The organism is Roseobacter ponti, from assembly GCF_012932215.1.
Taxonomy (GTDB): Bacteria; Pseudomonadota; Alphaproteobacteria; order Rhodobacterales; family Rhodobacteraceae; genus Roseobacter; species Roseobacter ponti.
The window spans coordinates 2,151,394-2,174,111 of record NZ_CP048788.1; the positions used below are offsets into that span (position 1 = coordinate 2,151,394).

A 22,718-nucleotide genomic window follows, 5' to 3' on the forward strand; every position below is an offset into this window, starting at 1 on the left:
TAAGCACAACTGCGCGCAGGTCTGCCCCATGTACTGCGTCCGCCAGAGGCGCATAAAAAAGGCCGCCCCCGATGCGGAGCGGCCCTTATGTCCTGCGGTGTCGCAGAGTTATTCGTCTTCGAGCGCTTCCACAGCTTTCTGCAGATCGTCCTTGGAGACTTCTTTTTCAGAAACCTTCGCATTTTCAAAAACATGGTCGACGACCTTATCTTCAAACAGCGGCGCACGCATCTGCTGCTGCATCTGCTGGTTCTGCTGCACGAACTCAAAGAACTGGCGCTCCTGGCCAGGATACTGACGCGCCTGGTTCATAATCGCCTGCGTCATCTCGGCATCGGTGACCTGCACTTCGGCCTTCTGACCGATATCGGCCAGCAGCAGGCCCAGACGGACCCGGCGCGTGGCCAGCTTTTTGTGCTCGTCGGTGGCTTCGATATCCGGGTGGTCGTGGCCTTCCACTTCCGGGTTTTCTTCGTGCCAGAGCTGGTGCGCGATCTGACCGGCCTCGGCATCGACCAGCGAGGGCGGCAGGTCGAAATCGACCATTTTGTCCAGTTCGTCGAGCAGCGAGCGTTTCATCACGGCGCGCGCGGCACCGGCGTACTCGGCTTCCAGGCGCTCGGCGATCTGCGCCTTGAGTGCTGCCAGATCCTCGGCACCAAACTTCGTGGCCAGCTCGTCATTGATCTCTGCGGCGACGGGCTCTTTCACTTCTTTGATGGTGCAGTCGAAAACGGCTTCTTTGCCTTTGAGGTTTTCGGCCTGGTAGTCTTCGGGGAACGAGACTGTCACGGCCTTTTCCTCACCCGCTTTCACACCCACAAGCTGCTCCTCAAAACCAGGAATGAAGGAGTTGGAGCCCAGCGTCAGCGGATAGTCCTCAGCAGCGCCACCGTCAAAAGCCTCGCCATCGACGCGGCCGACGAAATCCATCACGACCTGGTCGCCGTCTTTGGCCTTGGCGCCTTTTTTGCGGGCTTTGAAGTCCTGGGCGGTTTCGGCAAGGTTCGCGAGGGCTTCATCGATTGCCTCATCCCCGGCTTTGGCGACCATTTTCTCCAGCTTGATTTTGGAAAAGTCGAGCTCGGGGATCTCGGGCAGCGCCTCATAGGACATCGATACCTCGACGTCGTCGCCCTCTTTCCAGTCTTCATTGGTCATTTTGACTTCGGGCTGCATCGCAGGCCGGTCACCTGACGCTTCAAAGTGTTCGTTCATCGCGCCATCGATGCTTTCCTGCATCGCCTCGCCCATGACCTTCTGGCCAAACTGCTTTTTCAGCAGCGCCATCGGCACCTTGCCTTTGCGGAAGCCCTTCATCTCGACCTCGGGCTGGGCCTCGGCCAGTTTCTCGTTGACTTTGGCCTCAAGCTCAGAGGCCGTAACCGTAATGGCGTAGCCGCGTTTCAGACCGTCGTTCAGCGTCTCAGTGACCTGCATGTTTGCTCCATAGAATAAGGCGCGCCGGAGGGCGCGTTGTCGGAAATTTCCGCTCTTCTATGTGTCCCCGCGCCGACGCGCAAGGGGCCTTTGCCGCATTGTCGCGCAGGGCCCGTCCGGGGACGCCAAAGGCCCGCTTAAACCCGCAAAAAGCCGGGGCCGGCCACGGATACTCTTGCAAATTCGTTCAAAGCCGCGACAGTCTTCCCAGCCGCCCTCGTTCCGCATCCGCTCAGGGGAGATCGTCATATGCCCCGCGCAGAGGCCATCCTTGTCATTAACGCAGGCTCTTCCAGCCTCAAGTTTCAGGTCTATCACATCACGGGCGACGGGCTCGTCTGTCACCAGAAGGGTCAGATCGACGGCATCGGAACCCGGCCCGCGCTGCGGGTGCGCGATGGTGACGGCAGGGTTCTGGCAGAGCGGTCATGGCCCGCCGATGCAGTACCCGATCTGCCCGCGGCAATTGCCATTCTGTCTGACCGGATCAGTGCGCTTGACGACATTCATCTCAGCGCCGTGGGTCATCGCGTGGTGCATGGCGGTCCGGACTTCACAGCGCCGGTTCTGATGGATCTGCCGACCCTGGAAAAGCTCGCGCGATATCAGGAACTGGCGCCGCTGCACCAGCCCAATAACCTCGCGCCGATCCGGCTGGCGATGGAAGTGGCGCCCGATCTGCCGCAGGTCGCCTGTTTCGACACCGCCTTTCACCGCGGCCAGCCGGTGCATGCGGATTGTTATGCGCTGCCGCCGGAATATTACGACCAGGGCGTTTGCCGCTACGGTTTTCACGGGCTGTCCTACGAGTATATCGCGCAGCGGCTTCCGGAGGTGGCACCGGAGATCGCCGGTGGCCGCGTCATCGTGGCCCATCTGGGCAGTGGCGCGTCCATGTGCGCGCTGAAAGCCGGCCGCAGTATCGACAGCACCATGGGATTTACGGCGCTCGACGGGATACCCATGGGCACCCGGCCAGGGCAGCTTGATCCGGGTATCGTGCTCTGGCTGATCAGTCACGAGGGCATGACCGTGGATGATGTCACCGAGCTTCTCTATCACGGGTCCGGGCTCAGAGGGCTGTCGGGCATCTCCGGCGATATGCGGGACCTGCTGGAGAGCAACGATCGCCGGGCGGGCTTTGCGATTGATCATTTCGTACACCGCTGTGCGCTGCATGCCGGCATGCTGGCGGCAGCGCTCGAAGGGCTGGACGGGGTCGTTTTCACCGCAGGCATCGGGGAGAACGCACCGGCGCTGCGGGCGCGCATCGCCGCACGGCTTGGCTGGCTCGGAGCGGAACTTGACCAGTCGGCAAACGATGCCAGCGCAGTGAAAATCTCCGCCAGCCGGAGCAGCGTCGGGCTTTATGTGATCCCCACCGATGAAGAGCTGATCATTGCGCAGCAGACACTGGCTTTACTGAGATAACACCAGCAGACCAGGGCCCGGATTACGGGTGCCTGTCGTGGTGCTGTCCGGGAACCGGCCTGACGTGGGGTACGATTAACCATGGTCCTCTGCGACCATCGCAGACCGGATCCTGCGGCGTCTGAAGGAGGACCGGTATCGGTGGTGCGGGTGGAGGGACTTGAACCCCCACGCCTTGCGGCGCCAGAACCTAAATCTGGTGCGTCTACCAATTTCGCCACACCCGCAAAGGGCCGCAAGCGGCCTGTCGCGGTTCCTGCCAAACCAGCACTGCAGTAGCAAGAGAAAAGACACGGCGGTTAAACAGTTATTATCCCCCGGCATGGTCTGATCGCGCCAACAAGGTCTGTTTCAGGTATCGATTCTGCGGGGCAGCATGCAGCAAACCTCTCTACTTCAGCAGTCCGCGCGCAGGGCAGCAGACAGCAGCATGGCCCCCGAAGGCCTTACGCATGGCACTGCTGTTCTGACCCTGCACGGGCAGATCCCGGTGCAGCATCTTCGGTGTGGCGATCAGGTCATCACCCGCCGGAGGGGGAGTGCTGTCGTGCAGAGCATTGAGGTCATCAGTATCGTGGCCCGCGTCGTCTATGTCATCGCGGGTTCGCTCGGACATACCTGCCGGAACAGAGACACGCTGCTGAGCGCGGGACAGCCTGTGCTGCTGCGCGACTGGCGCGCGAAGGCATTTGGCGGGGCCGGAGAAGCGCTGGTGCGCGCAGGCGATCTTGCCGATGGTGAATTTGTGCGTGATCTTGGTCAGCTTCCGGTCACGCTCTACCGGATCCGTTGCGGTGAACCGGCAGTGATATACGCAGGTGGCATGGAACTGGGGACAGCGGACTGCTTACGCGCACCGCGGCACCGCTATTCCGGCTGATCCTGCGCAGCGCGCAACACCTGCGGCAGCATTTCACTTAGATCCTCGGCGATGAGCCCGGGGCCAAAGGCGCGCGCGGCCTCGGTGTGCAGCCAGGTTGCAGCCTCCGCACAGACAATCAGATCCGGCGCGGTCGGCGAAGCTGCGATCCCGGCAATCATACCGGCAAGCACGTCTCCCGCGCCCGCTGTTGCCAGCCAGGGCGCCTGGCGGTTGTAGGTTGCGGCATGTACCGTGGCGCCGCCGTCCGGTGCAGCAATCACCGTATCGGGCCCTTTCAGCAGCACGACGCACCCGGCCCGCGCCGCCGCAAGGCGCGCCACCTCAATCTTTGAGGCATCTGCGCGCGCACTCTGTGCCAGATCGGGAAAAAGGCGCCCGAATTCGCCTTCATGCGGCGTCAGAACAGTGCGCGCATGGGTCATGGCAAAGAGCGCGCCGGGATCATCAGCAAAGCTTGTGAGGGCATCGGCGTCCAGCACAACGGCAGGCCGGCGCCAGTCCCGCTCACTTTCTGCACGCGCCAGCACCTGCGCCACCAGGTCCCGGGTGCGCGCCCCGGTGCCGAGCCCCGGTCCGACACAAAAGGCCGTGACCCGTTCGTCGGCGACCCGCGCAAGGTCCTTCGGATCGTCCAGTCCGCGCAACATCACCGAATTGAGGTGCATCGCGTTTTCCATCACGGCGGCCCTGGGACAGACCAGCGTCACCAGCCCTGCCCCGATGCGTAACGCCGCCCGGGCCGCAAGGCGTCCGGCCCCGCCGCGCCCGACGCCGCCGGCAAAGGCGATAACATGGCCGTGGTGATATTTGTGACCGGCATAGCTGTTTTTAGACAGAACCATGCCCGGCCATCGGCGCACCGGCCGGCCTGCAAAACGTGGTTCTGCCAGACGCGCGCGTTCCGGATCCGGCGGCTGTCCGGCCATCGAGCGCTCGATTGCCTCGCCGCTGAGCCCGATATCCACCACAGCAATCCGGCCGCAGATCAGCGGCCCCATGCCAAGGTAGTGCCCGGCCTTCGGGCTGTGAAATGTCACCGTCAGGTCCGCACTGTTCACGAAATCCGGCCAGGGATTGAAGTCCTCGTCGGCTGGATCCCCGTCAAAGGGCAGCATACCATTGTCGAGGTTCAGGCCGGACGGACAGTCCACCGCGACACGCGTGATCTCATAGCTGCGTTTCCACCGGCGGCACCCGCGGGCCCCGAGCACCTGCGCGATGTCCCGCGGCAGCGGTCGCGTCAGTCCGGCGCCGAAAACGGCATCAATGATCACATCCGGCCGTGCGCCGTCGCGGATCGTTTCAGCGTCCCAGGCATGCACATCCGTCAGGGTGGTCAGCCGGTCATAATTAGTTCGGGCGTCGGGCGGCAGCTTTTCCGGATCTCCGGAAAGGAAAACATCCGCACTCCAGCCGGCTCTGATCAGAAGCCGCGCGATGACGAACCCGTCTCCACCGTTATTTCCGGGCCCGCAGAGCACCAGCGCCCGGTGCGGTTTTATCCGCAGTTCCGGCCAGCGCTTCAGAATCTCCGACACAACCCCCTGCCCGGCTTTCTCCATCATCCCGGCGCCCGTTACGGTGCCGGCAGCAATGGCCGCCTGTTCCAGATCACGCATCTGTCGCGCCGTCAGCAGTTCAGTCATTCCGGAGCCTGCGATTCATTTTTGCCCGCTTTTTGTGCATAATGTTTATTTCTTAATCGCACGCTGATCAAATTGATCCGGGCGCAGAAGCAGTTTACCCCTGATCATGGACCCTGACAGCCCGTAATGGTCTGTCCGGGATGAACTGCGGCAAGGGAGGCCAGCATGAAGAAGATAGAAGCGGTTATCAAACCGTTCAAACTCGACGAAGTAAAGGAAGCTCTGCAGGAAGTGGGCATCCAGGGCCTTTCCGTTATAGAAGTCAAAGGGTTCGGCCGCCAGAAAGGCCATACCGAGCTTTACCGCGGGGCCGAGTACGTTGTTGATTTCCTGCCGAAGGTAAAGATCGAGATCGTGCTTGATGATGACATGGTCGACAGCGCCATTGAGGCCATTGTGGCCGCTGCCAAAACTGAAAAAATCGGCGATGGCAAAATTTTTGTGACACCGGTCGAGCAGACAATCCGCATCCGCACGGGCGAAACCGGCTCCGACGCGCTCTGAACGCGCCGTACACCTAATCATTCCAACCAGGAGGGATATCCGAGAATGAGCAAAGAACTACTCAAGATGATCGCCGATGAAGACGTGGCATACGTCGACATCCGCTTTACCGATCCGCGCGGCAAGCTGCAGCACGTCACCGTGATGGCTGATCAGGTCGATGAGGACTTCCTTGAGGAGGGATTCATGTTTGACGGCTCTTCCATCGAAGGCTGGAAGTCGATTGAAGCCTCCGACATGAAGCTGATGCCCGACACAGAGAGCGCCTATATCGATCCTTTCTATGCTGAAAAGACAGTCTGCCTGCACTGCTCGGTTGTTGAGCCGGACACTGGTGAGGCCTATGACCGCGACCCGCGCGGCACTGCACAGAAGGCAGAAGAGTATCTGAAATCCACAGGCGTCGGCGATGTCGCCTATATGGGTCCGGAAGCGGAATTCTTCCTCTTTGACAACGTGCGCTTCTCCACCACGATGAACAAAGTGTCTTACGAAGTGGACGCGGTAGACGCCTCCTGGAACACGGACGCTGAGTTTGAGATGGGCAACATGGGTCACCGTCCGGGCATCAAGGGTGGTTACTTCCCGGTAAACCCGACGGACGAGTCCCAGGACCTGCGGTCTGAGATGCTTTCCACAATGAAGCGTCTGGGCATGAAAGTGGACAAACACCACCACGAGGTGGCCTCGTGCCAGCACGAGCTTGGTCTCGTCTTTGACAGCCTGACCAAACAGGCCGATGAGCTGCAGAAGTACAAATATGTGATCCACAATGTGGCGCATGCCTACGGCAAGTCCGCGACCTTCATGCCCAAGCCTATCGCCGGCGACAACGGCACCGGCATGCACGTGAACATGTCCATCTGGAAAGACGGCAAGCCGGTTTTCGCAGGCGACAAATACGCCGATCTGAGCCAGGAAGCGCTCTATTTCATCGGTGGTATTCTCAAGCACGCAAAAGCGCTGAATGCTTTCACCAACCCCGGCACTAACAGCTACAAGCGTCTGATCCCCGGATTTGAAGCGCCTGTGCTGCGCGCCTATTCCGCCCGTAACCGCTCAGGCTGTGTGCGGATCCCGTGGACGGAAAGCCCCAAAGCCAAGCGCGTTGAGGCCCGTTTCCCCGATCCGAGTGCAAACCCCTATCTGTGCTTTGCAGCCCTGCTGATGGCCGGTCTTGACGGCATCATGTCCAAGATCGATCCCGGCGAGGCGATGGACAAGAACCTCTATGATCTTCCCGCCGAAGAGCTGGCCGGCATTCCGACCGTCTGCGGCTCCCTGCGTGAAGCGATGGAAGAGCTCAAAGCCGACATGGGCTTCCTGCTCAAAGGCGATGTCTTCACCGAAGATCAGATCGAGGGCTATATCGATCTGAAAATGGAAGAGATCGAGCGTTACGAACACACACCGCATCCGGTTGAGTTCGCAATGTACTACAGCTGCTGAACCGTTCCGGGCGCGTTCCGGCGCACCCGGCCACAGGTTCCAACGGACGCTCCTCAGCGGGGCGTCCGTTTTCGTTTGTGCCGTCGGATACAGTCACCGACCCTGTTGCACTGCCTGAACATACTGATTCAGAAACCTGAAATCGTTACGTAATTTCAGCACCCGGAATTTCGCCGGCGCACAAATTCTGTTCCTCCGCCGGTCGCTCCTGCATTGAGGCGCGAGGTCATTCTACACCTCTAAGGTGTTCAGAGGCCGCAACAACACCGCCAGAGATGTGCCAGCGCCATGAACCACGGACAAAAACGCCCGAAAATGGTCATTATTGGTGATTAGGATGACAATCACCCCGGTCTGTCCGGACGTCCGTTTAATGATGAAGCCGCGCTCGCATGCTTGTCTTTCTGTTCACATTGTCATCCGTGTTTCTCGTCGCGGCGCTGACGATCCCGGTTTTTGCAGATCTTCTGCTGATTGCGGCGCCCTGTGCGCTGGCAAGCCTGCTGCTACTGATCTCGCAGATCGATCGGTATGTGAACAGACCGATCGGCGAAAAGCTGGTTGTGATCGACGGCTCCAATGTCATGCACTGGAAAGACGGCAAACCGCGCATCGAGACCGTGCGCGACGTGATCGATGCCCTGCACAGCAAAGGCTATCAGCCCGGTGTGATTTTTGATGCTAACGCGGGCCATGTGCTGACCGGCCGCTACCGACATGACGCCTGGTTCAGCAAAAAACTCGACGTCCCGCGCGACCGCGTGCGCGTGGTCGGCAAGGGCACGCAGGCAGATCCCGAAATACTGATTACCGCGCGGGCCTATGAGGCGCGCGTCGTGACCAATGACCGCTATCGCGACTGGGCAAAAGATCACCCCGAGATCCGAAAGCCCGGATACCTGGTACGTGGCGGGTATAAATCCGGCGAGGTCTGGCTGAGCCTGCCAGGGCTTGAGCCTGAGGAAGTGGCGCCTCCCGATGCAAAACGTCAGCCCGTCTGATCCTGCGAGGCCCGTCCTCTGCGAAATGCCCTGACCCCGGCCGCCTGTCTGTGCCGACAGAAACTGAAACCGCTTGCTCCTGCTGACTGTGCAGCCCAGTGTTACCTGCGTGCTTGTTCTCGAAAATATCATCAGCGACCGCGGCTCGAAATACGCGGTTTCAGGCGCACCCTGCCCGGATGAGGAAACCGCCAGAGCGCTGATCCGCACGCTGTGCCAACGCAAAAAGTTCGCGAAAGCAACGCATAACACCTGGGCGCTGATCACCAGCGCAGGACCTGTGAAAAACGACGATGGCGAGGCCGGCGCCGGCATGGTCATCCTGCGCATGCTTGAGCGTGAGGGGCTGCACAACCACCTGATCGTCGTCACGCGCTGGTTTGGCGGTAAACATCTGGGCGGCGACAGATTCCGGCACGTGCAGGAGGCGGTACGCATCTATCTTGCGCATCTGTAAAGCTCAGCAAGGCACCACATAAGTGTGGATCGTAAAGACAACGGCGCGGGTGCGCGGCAGTCGCAGAATACACTGGCGTTCAGTCCGGATGTAGGGTGCTGCTGCCGGATCACCGCTTTCACGTCGCGGGTCATGCACGGAATGCGGCTGATAAAGCGTTGCATCGTCGTAGTTCAGCCAGTTGTTGCGCCAGAGCGGACGCCCCGCCTGCACCCCGTCAAAAAGCCGCTGGACCCGCGTCGCTATTGCCGCGTCATAGCTTTTCACCGGGGTGTGAATATCCGTCAGCGGACGCCCGGCCTTTTCGCTCAGCGTCCAGCCGGCGGGAAAGCAGAGCACGGCGGCCGTCAGCATATGCTCAGAGCCGGGCTTTTCAAGGATGCAGATGTCTTCCTGCAGGATCTGCCCCAGCACAGCCAGCGGCGTGTCGGACCGGGTGTCGGTCTTAAATCCGTCCGGACAGGTCACAAGCGGGCCATTGACAGCGAACCCCAGACCCGGGAGCAGGGGCAGTGCTGCCTCCAGCACTTCGGCCGATGCATCCTGACTGCCCGCGCTTTCAAAGAGCACAGCATCACGCGCGGAAGCCAGACGGGCCCGGCGTTCGGCCATCTGACCGCCGTAAGCATCGCTGACCCGCAGCCAGTCGTCAGCGGCCAGCGGCTGTACCCCGGGCAGCGCACGGTCCGGGCTCATCTCAGGCGGCAGATCATTATGCAGAACAACAGTCATCAGCAGCACTCTTAACAGCGCTCTGCAGGATGGTCCGCAAAAAACGACCCGGCAGGTGGTCGGAAACAGTCAAACGCCCGACGGATTTTAAACGCAGAGTAAAGACAGAAACTCTGTCCGGACGCGCCCCATGAATACGCATTTCAGCCAGACCCGTAAAATCGACCCCTCGCGCGGGGTGACGCTTGGCGATGGCAGCCCTAACGATATGGACCGGGTCGAGATCGGCCCGACGCAGCTTGCCTTCCGCGAATGGGAGGCCGCGGGGCTGGACCTCCCCGATCTCGACGCCATGCGCGCATACCGGCACCGGCGGCTTACCGATCACATCGTGGCGCGTGGCTATGCCGGGTTGCTGATGACTGATCCGCTGAACATCCGCTATGCCACCGACAGCACCAATATGCAGCTCTGGAACACCCATAACCCGTTCCGCGCCGTGCTGCTCTGTGCGGATGGTTATATGGTGATGTGGGATTATAAGAACTCGCCGTTTCTCAGTGAATTCAACCCTCTGGTGCGCGAGCAACGCTCCGGCGCGGATCTGTTTTACTTTGACCGGGGCGACAAGGTGGGCGCCGCCGCCGAAGTGCTGGCCAATGAGATCCGGGTACTGCTTGCCGAACACGCGCCGGGCCTCAAACGCCTTGCCGGCGACAAGATCATGCTGCACGGGTTGCGCGCGCTGGAAGCGCAGGGGTTTGAGGTGATGGACGGCGAAGAGGTCACCGAAAAGGCCCGCTCGGTCAAAGGACCCGATGAGATCAAAGCCATGCGCTGCTCAAGCCACGCCTGCGAGACAGCGGTGCGGATCATGGAGGATTTCGCGCGGGCCAACGTCGGCGACGGTGTGACCTGCGAAAACGATATCTGGGCCGTGCTGCACGCCGAGAACGTGCGCAGGGGCGGTGAATGGATCGAAACGCGGCTGCTCACATCCGGCCCGCGCACCAACCCGTGGTTTCAGGAATGTGGCCCGCGGGTCTGTCAGGCCAATGAGATCATCTCTTTTGACACCGATCTCGTGGGCGCTTACGGCATCTGCACCGATATCTCGCGCAGCTGGTGGATCGGGCCAGACAAGCCCCGCCCCGATATGGTCTATGCCATGCAGCACGGGGTCGAGCATATCATGACCAATATGCAGATGCTCAGACCCGGCGTGATGATCCCGGAGCTTTCTGCAGGCACCCATGTGCTGGATCCCGGGTTTCAGAAGCTGAAATACGGCTGTCTGATGCACGGCGTCGGGCTTTGTGATGAATGGCCTCTGGTCGCCTATCCCGATCATGCGGTTGAGGGTGCTTATGACTATCCGCTGGAGCCTGGCATGTGCCTGTGTGTCGAAGCGCTGGTGAGCCCCGAGGGCGGCGATTTCTCCATCAAGCTTGAGGATCAGGTGCTGATCACCGAGGACGGCTTTGAGAACCTGACGGTTTATCCCTTTGATGACGCGCTGATGGGTCGCCTCTGAGCGTCTGTGTCGGGCTCAGCGAAAGAGCCCGGGCAGCAGATCGCTGAGCAGGGTAAATCCGCGTTGCGCCACCTGCTCTGCCGGCGAGATCGTGCGACGCCGGACCGCAGCACCGTTAAGCCAGACCTCGACCCGTCCGGTGCCGGCGCCCGACATATGCCTGAAGTCACGTGCTTCGATGCCGAGACTTTCACCAAGCGCCATGGCCGCATCTGCATCTTCGGCATAAAAATAGCGGATGTGCGGTGTGCTGATGCGCATGTTCACCCGCTGCAGGCGCGCGATCTCGGCCTCAGAATTACCCAGCCGGCTGAGGTTTTCATCCAGTGCATGGCGGGGGATGCTCTCGGGCGCGTATACGAACATCCGCAACGGCGCACGCAGGCCCGTGGCACCGGCAAACCAGTCTTCCTTTTCAGGCGAGAGTGTCAGCGGCAGAACCGCAGGCGGCAGGCCGCCACTGCGTACAGCCGCACGCACGTCGGGCGGGCTGTCGTTGCGGGCCGGATCTACGGAGGTCCATGTGACATTTGACAATGCGGCAAACACCGGCGGGTCGGGCAGTTCAGGCGATATCTGATCCGCGCTGCTGAGAGCAAAGAGGCCGCCCTTGTCATAGGGCAGGACCAGGGTCTGTGTGATGGCCGTGGTTCCGGTTATGTCACTGTCTGCAGTCGTGGCTATCGCGGTGGTTGCCTGCATGGTGGTTGCCTGCACGGTGTCTGGCCCGGGTGTGGCCGATGCGGTTGTTTCTTCGACACTGCCGATCCCGTATCCGAGCATCAGACAGGCCGCCCCCGTCGCGACCATGCTGGCGCTCCGGCCGGTCACCTTCGGGCGTTTCAGCGCTGGCAGGGCGGCCAGCGCTGCGGGCACCAAGACCCCACGGCTCTGGCGGATGCTGTTCAGTTTCCGCAGAGTTTTTCCGGTGATCTGCGCGGCATCCGTCGCGGCATCTGCAAGGGCTGCAAGGATCCGGGCCCGTGCCCCGGCCTCCGGCGCATTCGGTGCAGGCACAGGCCTGTTGCGGGATGATCCTGCCCTGCCCGCTCCGGCCCGTGCGCCCGCAGGCGCGCCGGACCTCGTCTGCGTGCCGGAAGAAGGGCTTTCCTCTTCCCGCGCGGCGAGAACCTCCTCGCGGCGCAAACGGGCTTCTTCGAGCCGTTGCTCCCAGTTGCCCTTGCTCAGCAGGTCTTCGATATCCACAGAGGTTTCGTCCGCGGCGGCGCGGGATGTCTTCTCTGATACTGGCTTTTTCTGGGGCATGTCTGGGCGCCTCCCGGGTCTGTGCTCTGCGGTACCGGCAGATCGGACGCAAAGCGTCTGACAGCTTACGCACTGGCTGCAAAACCGCAAAAACCGAACTGCAAATTGCGTTCAACTGGCGGTTTCCCGCTCAGGTGGACCGCGGCAGGAGCGTCCGGTAAGGCGCCTGAAACAGGACAGATTATGCCCGACCGCATGCACAGGCACAGGGCTTCTGCCCGCATCTGAGCATGCTTTCGCGCACGCAGCGGCCCCGGACGAGGCTCCGCCGGACCCGGCCCGCACACCAGCGGCGGTCGCCGGGCAACCACCGGTGGGCGGGTCTCATTGCCGCGGTTCAGAGCCGGCACGTGGTCTCCGGCGTGCACGTCCCCGTGAGGTAACTGTCACAGGTCTTGCCAGCGCTGCCCGGCGCACCCACTCTGAGACCGCAGGACAGGAGCTTTCCCATGCCGACAGAGCGCATCACCTTTCCCGGACACGATGGCACCGAGCTTGCCGCACGGCTTGATCTGCCCGACGGTCCGCATCTGGCGACTGCGCTCTTTGCGCATTGTTTTACCTGCGGCAAAGACATTCCCGCCGCCCGCCGCATTGCGGCGCGTCTGGCGGGCGCCGGCATTGCTGTACTGCGCTTTGATTTTACCGGTCTGGGCCATTCGGGCGGCGAGTTTTCCAATACGTCTTTCACGTCGAATGTCGACGATCTCATTGCTGCTCAAGAATACCTCAATGGCCGTGACATGGCCCCTTCGCTGATCATCGGTCATTCACTGGGCGGCGCCGCGGTTATCCGTGCCGCAGGCAGCATGCCGCAGATCAGGGCGGTGGCGACGATCGGCGCGCCTTTTGATCCCGGGCATGTCACCGATAATTTCAGCGACGCCCTGGATGAAATTCACGCGCAGGGCAGCGCCGAGGTGAGCCTTGGCGGGCGCCCCTTCCGCATCGGCAAAGGCTTTGTCGAGGATGTGTCAGAGGCGGCGCTGGACGACGCACTCGCAGGTCTCAGGGCCGCTCTGCTTGTGATGCACGCGCCGCGGGACGAGATTGTCAGCATCGACAACGCCAGCCGCATTTTCCTCGGCGCAAAACACCCCAAGAGCTTTGTCGCACTCGATACGGCCGACCACCTGGTGTCGGGCGCGGCAGACGCGGAATACGTGGCCGATGTGATCGCCACATGGTCTGCGCGCTATCTCGATCTCAGACGTCCTGCACCGCCGCCCGGCGCTCCTGAAGGCGTGGTGCGGGTGTCGGAGGCGGATCCTGACGGGTTTCTCACCGACATTGTCTCCGGCGAAGGGCATCACCTGCTTGCCGATGAACCGCTGGCCTATGGCGGTACCAACAGGGGGCTGTCGCCCTACGGTCTGCTCTCAGCGGGTCTGGGGGCCTGCACCACTATGACCCTGCGCATGTATGCCCGCCAGAAAGGCTGGCCCGTCCGCCATGTGTCAGTTGATGTCTCGCACAACAAGGTGCACGCGCAGGATGCGAAAACCTCCGTCGGCGACAAGATCGACACCTGGCGCCGGCGTATTACGGTGACCGGAGATCTGACCGCGGATCAGCGCGCGCGGTTGCTCGAAATTGCCGATAAATGCCCGGTGCACCGGACCCTTGAGCGCAGCTCGACCGTAATCACCGAGCTTGCGGACTGACACCACGCACCAGCCGCCCGCCGGCGCGGGCTCAGATCGCCATCCTTCCCCGGCAAAAAAAATGAGGCACAGCCCCCGGGGGCTGCGCCTCGCATTTTACCGGCTCTGCGGTGGCGTTCAGCCGCGTGCGTCGCCCACCAGTTTCCAGACTGCCGGCAGCAGCACCGCCGCCAGTACCAGCTTCAGCGCATCGCCGAGCAGGAAGGGTGTCAGACCCCACTGGAGGATCGGCTGGTCCCAGCCGTAAAGCTGGCCAAGCCACAACAGCCCTGGCACATAAAGCAGCACGTTGCCGATCAGCATTGCCAGCGCCATCCAGACCACCGACCGGTCCCAGCCGCGTGATGCCAGTGCCCCGAGGGCCACCGTTGCGATCACATAGCCCAGCAGATAGCCGCCTGTGCTGCCCGTCATATACGCCAGACCGTTGAGCTCAGCCGTCGAGCTCTGGAAGATATCAAACCCGAGCGCTCCGATGATCATATACCCCATAATCGTGGTCAGCCCGAGCCGCGCGCCATAGGCGGCCCCGATGGTCAGCACAGCAAAAGTGCCCATGTTCATCGCGACAGGCGAGCCCGGCACCGGCACCTTGATGTTGGCAGCCACCGCCAGAAGCGCGATCCCTGTGATGACCAGAACGGCCTGTTTGACACGGCGGGCCGCACCGGTCTGCGGCCCGGTTATCTCTGCCAGTACGGAGTGAGAAGCGGTCAGTTGCATGGAAATCTGTCTCCTGTTGCGAATACTTATCTCTCTGAATGCCGCACCTGCAGCCCCTGCGCAAGGGTTCTGTCGTCAGGGCCGTCTGTATTGGCACTGCAGGGTGTAATCCTTGCGCGGCCCCTTCACCCGCCAGGACACATTAAATTCAGGCCAGGCCGAAAAGTCATAGACCACGTCATAGCGATCCGGATCACACCAGTGTGTCGTCGCCCCGCCGAGGGCCGGAACCTGGTGGAAAAACCGGCCGTCTTCAAAAGAAACCTCAAGCCCCTGAGACCACCTGTACCGCCGCGTCGCGTGAAAGGGCGGCGCGTCACCCAGCGTCATCCGGCCTGCTTCGGTATACTCAGCACCCGTGCCCGCCGGATGCCAGGATGCGGTGCCTTCAAAACGGCCCCGCGTGCCATCTGCCTGCACCACGTTTTTACACAGCCGCCAGTCGCCTGCGAAATCCGCCAGCACGCGGGGGTCAGGTGTCATAAACCGCTCTCTGCGGTCCGGAATTTCTTCCGGGCCGCGTCACTGCAGAACCTGCGCCGCGTCGGGGTCCTGATTATCCGCTGCCCGATCATCCGCCTTTCCTCACCGGCAACCGCCGGTCCGGCCGGCACCCCGGCACGGGATCTGACACGCTTTCCATTTCCCGCTCCTGCCTTGTGATGCCCTGTGCGGCAGTTTATGAGCCGCCTGAACCCGGACGCAATCGTAAATAAAGGACCGACCAGATGATTCCCCGCTATTCCCGCCCCGACATGGTTGCCATCTGGAGCCCTGAAACAAAGTTCCGCATCTGGTACGAGATTGAGGCGCACGCCTGTGACGCGATGGCCGATCTGGGCGTGATCCCGCGCGAAAACGCAGACGCTGTGTGGAAGGCGAAAGATGTAGAGTTCGATGTGGCGCGTATCGACGAGATCGAGGCGGTCACGAAACACGATGTGATCGCCTTTCTGACGCATCTGGCCGAGCATGTGGGCAGCGATCAGGCACGCTTCGTGCATCAGGGGATGACGTCGTCCGATGTGCTCGACACGTGTTTCAACGTTCAGCTTGTGCGCGCCTCCGACATCCTGATCGATGATGTAAAGGCGCTGCTGGCGGCGCTGAAGCGCCGCGCGTTTGAGTACAAAGATACCGTGCGTATCGGGCGCAGCCATGGCATCCATGCGGAGCCCACCACTATGGGCCTGACCTTTGCACGGTTTTACGCGGAGATGGACCGCAACCTGAACCGGTTGGAAAAGGCGCGCTATGAAATCGCCACCGGAGCGATTTCCGGGGCTGTGGGGACCTTCGCCAACATCGATCCGCGCGTCGAAGAGCACGTGTGTGAAAAGCTGGGTCTCGCGCCCGAACCGATCAGCACTCAGGTCATCCCCCGCGACCGGCATGCGGCGTTTTTCGCGGCCCTCGGCGTGGTTGGCAGCTCAATCGAGAACATTGCGACCGAGATTCGCCATATGCAGCGCACCGAAGTGCTGGAAGCGGAAGAGTTTTTCTCTGCCGGCCAGAAAGGCTCTTCTGCCATGCCGCACAAGCGCAACCCGGTGCTTACCGAAAACCTCACCGGGCTGGCGCGGCTGGTGCGGATGGCAGTGGTGCCTGCGATGGAGAATGTGGCCCTCTGGCATGAACGCGACATCTCGCACAGCTCGGTGGAGCGCAATATCGGGCCCGACACAACGATTACGCTCGATTTTGCGCTGGCGCGGCTGACGCAGGTGATCGACAAGCTGGTGATCTATCCCGACAACATGCTGGCCAATATGAATAAGTTCCGCGGTCTCGTGATGAGCCAGCGGGTGCTGCTGGCGCTGACACAGGCCGGTGTGAGCCGCGAGGACGCCTATAAACTGGTGCAGCGCAATGCCATGAAGGTCTGGGAAGAAGGCAGGGATTTCAAAACCGAACTCCTTGCGGATGCGGATGTGACCGCAGCCCTCAGCCCTGCGGAGATCGAAGAGAAATTCGATCTGGGGTATCACACCAAACATGTCGATACGATCTTTGCGCGGGTGTTCAAAGAAGAGGCATAAGCGGGTCGGGCACCAGGGACGTATTCGCATTTTTGTTGACCCCGGGTCAGGCGATGCTACCATCGATAGCATTCATGAACTTCAGGAGAACCGCAATGACGATCAGAACTATGGCCGCCGCTGTGGCGCTTTCTCTGACACCGGTTATCGCTTTAGCGGCGGGCTGCAACTACGAGCGTCAGGTTATGTCCTGCGCTGACGGCACCGTTTATGACAGCGAATCCGGAAAGTGCGTGGTCAGCGTCAACAGCTGAACACGAGACAAGACTTCAAACTGTAAAGGCGCGCTGCTGCAGTGCGCCTTTACGCATTGCGGCGGTGCGCTATCTCTCACGGTACCGGTAACAAGGAGCATAGCGTAATGAGAACCCTGCTGATCGCGTCCCTGCTTTTGCCCACTATCGTTTGTGCTGACGGCGGCGATGTTGAGCCGCCCGCCCCGCCTGCATCTGATTGCAAAGGCGCGCAGGTCTTTGATGAAAAGTCCGGCAAATGCGTCGATGCCAAAGAAAGCGGCCTCGACCGGGATCAACTTTATACCACCGTGCGACAACTGGCATGGGCCGGACGCTACCACGATGCGCAGAACGTTCTCGATGCGATGGATCCCCACGATCCGGGCCGTCTTACCTATATGGGCTTCACCCACCGCAAGCTGGGCAACACCGGTCTGGCCATGATGTTCTATCGCGAGGCGATTGACCGCGATCCGGCAAATATAACGGCGCGATCTTATATGGGTCAGGGTTTTGTCGAACAGGGTCAGGTGACCAAAGCCATCGCCCAGTTGCAGGCCATCCGGCGACACGGAGGCAGCGGCACCTGGTCTGAGACCTCGCTGCGCAACGCGATCGCTACCGGGGCAACTTATAACTACTGACTTCAGCCAAATCTTTACCTTTAGCTGCCATGTTAACCTTAGATGTTAAAGGCGGGTAATGATGAACGATATGGTACCTATGACCTCCTTCCCGGCGCTGCCGGGCGGGAGCAACACCGGCACACCGGCAAAGCTGAGCCGCCGGGCAAAAGCGGCCGTTGTGGTCCGGCTGCTGCTGAATGAAGGCGCTGATATTCCGCTTGAGGATCTGCCGGAGAACCTTCAGGCACAGCTCACACAGCAGATGGGGTCCATGCGCTTTGTGGATCGCGACACTCTCTCTGACGTGATCGGTGAGTTTGCCGGAGAGCTGGAGAGCATCGGCCTGTCCTTTCCGGGCGGTATCGCGGGTGCCTTGGATGCGCTTGACGGACGGATCTCCAAACAGACCGCTGCGCGGCTGCGCAAAGAGGCCGGCGTGCGCGAATACGGCGACCCCTGGGAACGGCTGCAACAGCTTGGCACCGAGAAGCTCCTGCCGGTGCTTCAGAACGAAAGTACCGAAATTGCCGCGGTTTTATTGTCTAAAATTGATGTGAAACGCGCAGCCGAGCTGCTGGGCCAGCTGCCCGGGCCCGAGGCGCGGCGCATTACCTATGCCGTGTCCCTGACCAGTGCGGTCACACCGGATGCGGTCGACAGGATTGGTCTGTCGCTTGCAGCCCAGCTTGATGCGGAGCCTGTCGGGGCCTTTGACAGCGGCCCGGTCGAGCGCGTGGGCGCAATCCTGAATTCCACGACATCGACGACCCGCGACGATGTGCTCGAAGGGCTTGACGAGACGGACGCCGGTTTTGCGGAAATGGTGCGTCGGGCGATCTTTACCTTCGGCAATATACCGCAACGGATTGCGGCACGGGATATCCCCCGTGTTGTTCGCGGTCTCGACCAGGACATGCTGATTACCGCCCTCGCCGGTGCCGGTGCCGCAGGGGTTCAGAAATCGGCTGATTTCATCCTGGAAAACATGTCCGGACGCATGGCCGATCAGCTGCGCGAAGCGGTGGAAGAGCGGGAAAGCGTCAAAACCTCTGACATGGAAGAGGCGACCGCGACGATTGTCCGGTCCATCCGCGAAATGGAAGCCAGCGGCGAGCTTCTGCTTATTGTCGATGACGAAGACGGCGGCTGAGACCCCTGCCGCAGGTACAGTGAAAGTGGTGCGGGGTTGTGCTGAATGAGGCCGGCGTGGTCCGTCAGTCTCATGCCGGCAGGGTTTCTCGCGTCCTCGCCTCGTTTTGCGGAAGACCGCACAACCGGAAGACGGTCCGAATGAGGTCAGGTCCGGAAAGCCAGTCAGAGCCGGCGGATAATCGGTTTCAAAGTCCCGGAAAACCTGCCCCGGCAGTGCTTTGGTGATCCCGTGTGCCGCCCGCAGTACGGACATGTCACTCCGGTCATCAGAAATACTGCTGACGTGTGCCGGTTGCTTCAGCGCAGCTGTGCCGCGCCGACGATCGGCCCCATGCCTTTTTCCTGGATGAGTACGACCACGGCTTCGGCACCCGGTGCCGGCGCTTCGATGTCCAGCGGTGCGCGCCCGTCCCACTCGCCCAGAATTTTCCAGTCCTGGGTCACGTTCGAATAGACAATTCTCCGGCCCGCGTTTTCACCACGGGTAATGTCGGCCTCCCGCTCCGGCACATAACGGACCATCTGAACGATCAGCGCACCTGTGGGGGGCTGCTTTGCCTCGGCTGAGATCTGCACGCTCTCACCGTTGCGGCGCAATGACACAAGAACCGGTGCAGGCTGTGCTTTATGCGCAGCGATCGCCTCGGAGAGCTGCATCGGTTTGGCGCCGATAATATCGGTCAGACCGTTCACAATCATCTCCGGCGTATAGATCGACCGGCGCCCTGCCGCGGTGGCATAAGCCCGCTGGCGCTGCGCATTGCGCGGATCGGCGAACTGATCTTTCCACCCGATGTAATCCCAGTAATCAACATGCAGCGCGAGCGCGATGACGTCATCACGACCGGCGATCTGATGAAAAAGATCATCCGCAGGCGGACAGGAAGAGCATCCCTGAGAGGTATAAAGCTCGACCACAACAGGTGCGTCCTGGGCCTGGAGCGGTGAGATGAAAAGTGCGCCGGCGAAAATAGCCTGCATCAGTCGTCGCATGTGATTCCCCTGAAAGGTGCAGTCTGCCCCTTTCCCTCCACATAAACAGACCGCGCTGTAATGACCAATCAACGTTTCTTGAGAGAGGCTGCAAATTCCGTGAGCCAGCCCGGTACACAATGGTATACATTTTGCGCCGAAGGTGCGGAATTGAGTTGAACTGCCCCCCTCCTTAAGGCATTCAGCAGGTAATTCACTGATCATCCGACTTCAGCCCGAGGGAGCACATTATGCCCATTACCGTTGGTCACGACAGTTCTGAAACCCGTAAAACCCTGACATCCGGCGCGCAGAGCGTCGATTATTACTCGATAGAGGCGGCAACAGCCGCGGGATTGGGTGATTTCTCGAAGCTTCCGGCAGCGCTCAAGGTTGTGCTGGAAAATATGCTGCGCTTTGAGGATGGCAAAACGGTCACCACCGACGATATCCGTGCCTTTGCGGAATGGGCTGAGAAAGGCGGGAAGAACCCGCGCGAGATCGCCTACCGCCCTGCCCGCGTGCTGCTGCAGGACTTTACCGGTGTTCCGGCGGTCGTTGATCTGGCCGCGATGCGCGATGCGATCATCAGCCTTGGCGGTGACGCGGAAAAGATCAACCCGCTCAACCCGGTGGATCTTGTCATTGACCACTCGGTGATGATCGACGAATTCGGCAACCCGCGCGCCTTTCAGATGAATGTGGACCGCGAATACGAGCGCAACATGGAGCGCTATACTTTCCTCAAGTGGGGTCAGAAAGCCTTTAACAACTTCCGCGTGGTGCCTCCCGGCACCGGTATCTGTCACCAGGTAAACCTTGAATATCTGGCGCAGACGGTCTGGACGGACACCGATCAGGACGGCAAAGAAGTGGCCTACCCCGACACGCTCGTGGGCACCGACAGCCACACCACGATGGTCAATGGCGCGGCCGTTCTGGGCTGGGGCGTGGGCGGTATTGAAGCCGAAGCCGCGATGCTCGGTCAGCCGATCTCCATGCTGATCCCTGAAGTCGTGGGCTTTGAGCTTACAGGCACCATGATGGAAGGCACCACCGGCACCGATCTGGTGCTTAAGGTTGTTGAGATGCTGCGCGAAAAGGGCGTGGTCAGCAAGTTTGTGGAATTCTTTGGCGAAGGTCTCGACCGTCTGCCGCTGGCTGACCGGGCGACCATTGCCAACATGGCGCCGGAATACGGGGCGACCTGTGGCTTTTTCCCGATCGACAAGGAGACACTGCGCTATCTTACCAACACCGGTCGTGACAAGGACCGCGTAGCGCTCGTGGAAGCCTATGCCAAGGCCAACGGCATGTGGCGCGATGAGAGCTATGCACCCGTCTATTCGGACACGCTGCACCTCGACATGAGCACTATTGTGCCGGCGATCTCGGGCCCGAAACGCCCGCAGGATTACATCGCCCTCACCGAAGCGGCTTCCGCTTTCGGCGCCTATATAAAAGGCCAGCGCCCCGAGCCTTCCGCCCGCGATAGCGAACAGGACGAGATGACAGCAGAGGGCGGCGCCCCTGCGCCACATCACATCCCCGGCGATATCGGCCATCACAATGTGGCCGCCGTGAAGGGGGAGGATTACAAGCTGCACGACGGCTCGATTGTGATCGCCTCGATCACCTCCTGCACCAATACATCCAACCCTTATGTGATGATCGGGGCTGGCCTTGTGGCGCGCAAAGCCCGCGAGCGTGGTCTGACACGCAAGCCCTGGGTCAAGACATCGCTGGCGCCGGGCAGCCAGGTTGTGTCCGCCTATCTCGAAGCGGCTGAGCTTCAGGAAGATCTGGATGCGATCGGTTTCAATCTTGTGGGCTATGGCTGCACCACCTGTATCGGTAACTCCGGTCCGATCCAGAAAGAGCTCTCGGATGCGATTGCCGAAGGTGATCTGATCGCGACCTCGGTGCTCTCGGGCAACCGCAACTTCGAAGGCCGGATCAGCCCGGACGTGCGCGCCAACTATCTGGCCTCCCCGCCGCTCGTCGTAGCCTATGCACTCGCCGGTGACATGAACATCGACATCGCCAAAGATCCGCTCGGTCAGGATCAGGATGGCAATGACGTCTATCTCAAAGATATCTGGCCCACCTCAAAGGAAATCGCTGATCTGGTCGAAGAGACAGTGACCCGCGACTCTTTCCAGGAAAAATACGCCGACGTCTTCAAAGGCGATGACAAATGGCGCGGCGTCGAGACCACGGACAGCAAGACCTACAACTGGCCGCCGACCTCGACCTATGTGCAGAACCCGCCCTATTTCAAAGACATGGGCAAAGAACCGGGCGTGATCACCAATATAGAGAACGCCAGCGTTCTGGCGATCCTCGGCGATATGATCACGACCGACCACATCTCTCCGGCCGGCTCGTTCAAGGATACAACACCCGCCGGCCAGTACCTGATCGAGCGTCAGGTGCCGCAGCGCGAGTTCAACTCCTATGGGTCGCGCCGGGGCAACCACGAGGTTATGATGCGCGGCACCTTCGCCAATATCCGCATCAAAAACGAGATGCTGGACAACGTTGAGGGCGGCTATACCAAGGGCCCCGACGGCGCGCAGACCTCAATCTATGATGCCGCGATGGCCTATCAGGATGCCGGCACGCCGCTGGTGATCTTCGGCGGTGAGCAGTATGGCGCGGGCTCCAGTCGTGACTGGGCAGCCAAGGGCACGGCCCTGCTGGGCGTAAAAGCGGTGATCGCCGAAAGCTTTGAGCGTATTCACCGCTCCAATCTGGTGGGCATGGGGGTCATTCCCTTTGAGTTCACTGGCGACGACACGCGTAAATCGCTCGGTCTGACCGGCGATGAGACCGTGTCGATTTCGGGTCTCGACACCATTAAGCCGCTGCAGGAAGTGCCCTGCACGATCGTGATGGGCGACGGCAGCAGCAGGGAAATCACGCTCAAATGCCGGATCGATACCGCGATCGAGATCGAATACATCGAGCACGGCGGCGTGCTGCACTACGTGCTGCGCAACCTCGCTCAGGCGGCCTGAACA

20 protein-coding genes and 1 tRNA gene are annotated in these 22,718 nt (G+C 60.9%); 13 read left to right on the top strand and 8 right to left on the bottom strand.

Going from position 1 to position 22,718, the window contains the following annotated elements:
• Positions 1-108: 108 nt before the first annotated feature.
• A complete protein-coding gene (tig, locus tag G3256_RS10340; RefSeq protein ID WP_169640742.1) occupies positions 109-1,440 on the bottom strand; it encodes a trigger factor in 1,332 nt (443 codons plus the stop codon).
• 249 nt (positions 1,441-1,689) lie between these two features.
• Between tig and G3256_RS10345 the strand changes: the two genes are divergently transcribed.
• Positions 1,690-2,871 carry an acetate/propionate family kinase gene (locus G3256_RS10345; protein WP_169640743.1) on the top strand — a complete coding sequence of 394 codons (1,182 nt, stop codon included), beginning with the start codon at positions 1,690-1,692 and terminating at the stop codon, positions 2,869-2,871.
• A 142-nt stretch (positions 2,872-3,013) separates the two neighbouring features.
• On the opposite strand, the gene G3256_RS10350 is transcribed toward G3256_RS10345, so the two are convergent.
• A tRNA-Leu gene (locus G3256_RS10350) sits at positions 3,014-3,098 on the bottom strand.
• A gap of 203 nt (positions 3,099-3,301) precedes the next feature.
• Between G3256_RS10350 and G3256_RS10355 the strand changes: the two genes are divergently transcribed.
• Positions 3,302-3,751, top strand: coding sequence for a Hint domain-containing protein (locus tag G3256_RS10355; RefSeq protein WP_169640744.1), 450 nt, complete (start codon positions 3,302-3,304; stop codon positions 3,749-3,751).
• Here the strand turns inward: G3256_RS10355 and G3256_RS10360 are convergent.
• The gene (locus tag G3256_RS10360) at positions 3,739-5,400 is read right to left on the bottom strand and encodes an NAD(P)H-hydrate dehydratase (protein ID WP_169640745.1); all 1,662 of its coding nucleotides are present in this window, start codon (positions 5,398-5,400) and stop codon (positions 3,739-3,741) included. The genes G3256_RS10355 and G3256_RS10360 overlap by 13 nt on opposite strands.
• A gap of 165 nt (positions 5,401-5,565) precedes the next feature.
• On the opposite strand from G3256_RS10360, the gene G3256_RS10365 reads away from it, so the two are divergent.
• The 4 genes from G3256_RS10365 to G3256_RS10380 all read left to right on the top strand — a co-directional run bounded on the left by G3256_RS10365 (position 5,566) and on the right by G3256_RS10380 (position 8,811).
• Positions 5,566-5,904: a P-II family nitrogen regulator gene (locus G3256_RS10365; RefSeq protein WP_169640746.1), complete on the top strand. Its 339-nt coding sequence runs from the start codon at positions 5,566-5,568 to the stop codon at positions 5,902-5,904.
• Between the two features lie 45 nt (positions 5,905-5,949).
• Positions 5,950-7,353, top strand: a complete 1,404-nt coding sequence (gene glnA / locus G3256_RS10370; RefSeq protein ID WP_169640747.1) for a type I glutamate--ammonia ligase — start codon at positions 5,950-5,952, stop codon at positions 7,351-7,353.
• Between the two features lie 392 nt (positions 7,354-7,745).
• Positions 7,746-8,354: an NYN domain-containing protein gene (locus G3256_RS10375; RefSeq protein ID WP_169640748.1), complete on the top strand. Its 609-nt coding sequence runs from the start codon at positions 7,746-7,748 to the stop codon at positions 8,352-8,354.
• 109 nt (positions 8,355-8,463) lie between these two features.
• Positions 8,464-8,811: a YigZ family protein gene (locus G3256_RS10380; protein WP_169642402.1), complete on the top strand. Its 348-nt coding sequence runs from the start codon at positions 8,464-8,466 to the stop codon at positions 8,809-8,811.
• A gap of 3 nt (positions 8,812-8,814) precedes the next feature.
• Here G3256_RS10380 and G3256_RS10385 read toward each other — a convergent pair whose 3' ends face one another.
• Positions 8,815-9,543, bottom strand: coding sequence for a heme-dependent oxidative N-demethylase family protein (locus tag G3256_RS10385; RefSeq protein WP_169640749.1), 729 nt, complete (start codon positions 9,541-9,543; stop codon positions 8,815-8,817).
• A gap of 130 nt (positions 9,544-9,673) precedes the next feature.
• Between G3256_RS10385 and dddP the strand changes: the two genes are divergently transcribed.
• Positions 9,674-11,017, top strand: coding sequence for a dimethylsulfonioproprionate lyase DddP (gene dddP / locus G3256_RS10390; protein WP_169640750.1), 1,344 nt, complete (start codon positions 9,674-9,676; stop codon positions 11,015-11,017).
• A gap of 15 nt (positions 11,018-11,032) precedes the next feature.
• Here the strand turns inward: dddP and G3256_RS10395 are convergent, their stop codons facing one another.
• On the bottom strand, positions 11,033-12,283 hold the full coding sequence (locus G3256_RS10395) for a hypothetical protein (protein ID WP_169640751.1): 1,251 nt from the start codon (positions 12,281-12,283) through the stop codon (positions 11,033-11,035).
• A 449-nt stretch (positions 12,284-12,732) separates the two neighbouring features.
• Between G3256_RS10395 and G3256_RS10400 the strand changes: the two genes are divergently transcribed.
• Positions 12,733-13,947, top strand: a complete 1,215-nt coding sequence (locus tag G3256_RS10400; RefSeq protein ID WP_169640752.1) for a bifunctional alpha/beta hydrolase/OsmC family protein — start codon at positions 12,733-12,735, stop codon at positions 13,945-13,947.
• A 117-nt stretch (positions 13,948-14,064) separates the two neighbouring features.
• Here the strand turns inward: G3256_RS10400 and G3256_RS10405 are convergent, their stop codons facing one another.
• Together G3256_RS10405 and G3256_RS10410 are read right to left on the bottom strand one after the other, a co-directional pair.
• The gene (locus G3256_RS10405) at positions 14,065-14,670 is read right to left on the bottom strand and encodes a biotin transporter BioY (RefSeq protein ID WP_169640753.1); all 606 of its coding nucleotides are present in this window, start codon (positions 14,668-14,670) and stop codon (positions 14,065-14,067) included.
• A gap of 75 nt (positions 14,671-14,745) precedes the next feature.
• The gene (locus G3256_RS10410; RefSeq protein ID WP_169640754.1) at positions 14,746-15,153 is read right to left on the bottom strand and encodes a DUF6314 family protein; all 408 of its coding nucleotides are present in this window, start codon (positions 15,151-15,153) and stop codon (positions 14,746-14,748) included.
• 245 nt (positions 15,154-15,398) lie between these two features.
• Between G3256_RS10410 and purB the strand changes: the two genes are divergently transcribed.
• The 4 genes from purB (at position 15,399) to G3256_RS10430 (ending at position 18,721) form a co-directional block, all read left to right on the top strand.
• Complete coding sequence (gene purB / locus G3256_RS10415) at positions 15,399-16,709, top strand: adenylosuccinate lyase (protein WP_169640755.1); 1,311 nt, start codon at positions 15,399-15,401, stop codon at positions 16,707-16,709.
• Between the two features lie 95 nt (positions 16,710-16,804).
• Complete coding sequence (locus G3256_RS10420) at positions 16,805-16,963, top strand: hypothetical protein (RefSeq protein WP_169640756.1); 159 nt, start codon at positions 16,805-16,807, stop codon at positions 16,961-16,963.
• 107 nt (positions 16,964-17,070) lie between these two features.
• Positions 17,071-17,589 carry a tetratricopeptide repeat protein gene (locus G3256_RS10425; protein ID WP_169640757.1) on the top strand — a complete coding sequence of 173 codons (519 nt, stop codon included), beginning with the start codon at positions 17,071-17,073 and terminating at the stop codon, positions 17,587-17,589.
• 70 nt (positions 17,590-17,659) lie between these two features.
• Positions 17,660-18,721 (top strand): flagellar motor switch protein FliG, encoded by a 1,062-nt coding sequence (locus G3256_RS10430; protein ID WP_169640758.1) that lies wholly within the window; start codon positions 17,660-17,662, stop codon positions 18,719-18,721.
• A gap of 299 nt (positions 18,722-19,020) precedes the next feature.
• Here G3256_RS10430 and G3256_RS10435 read toward each other — a convergent pair whose 3' ends face one another.
• Positions 19,021-19,716 (bottom strand): DUF1223 domain-containing protein, encoded by a 696-nt coding sequence (locus G3256_RS10435; protein ID WP_169640759.1) that lies wholly within the window; start codon positions 19,714-19,716, stop codon positions 19,021-19,023.
• Between the two features lie 230 nt (positions 19,717-19,946).
• Between G3256_RS10435 and acnA the strand changes: the two genes are divergently transcribed.
• The gene (gene acnA / locus G3256_RS10440) at positions 19,947-22,715 is read left to right on the top strand and encodes an aconitate hydratase AcnA (protein WP_169640760.1); all 2,769 of its coding nucleotides are present in this window, start codon (positions 19,947-19,949) and stop codon (positions 22,713-22,715) included.
• The last annotated feature ends 3 nt before the right edge of the window (positions 22,716-22,718 follow it).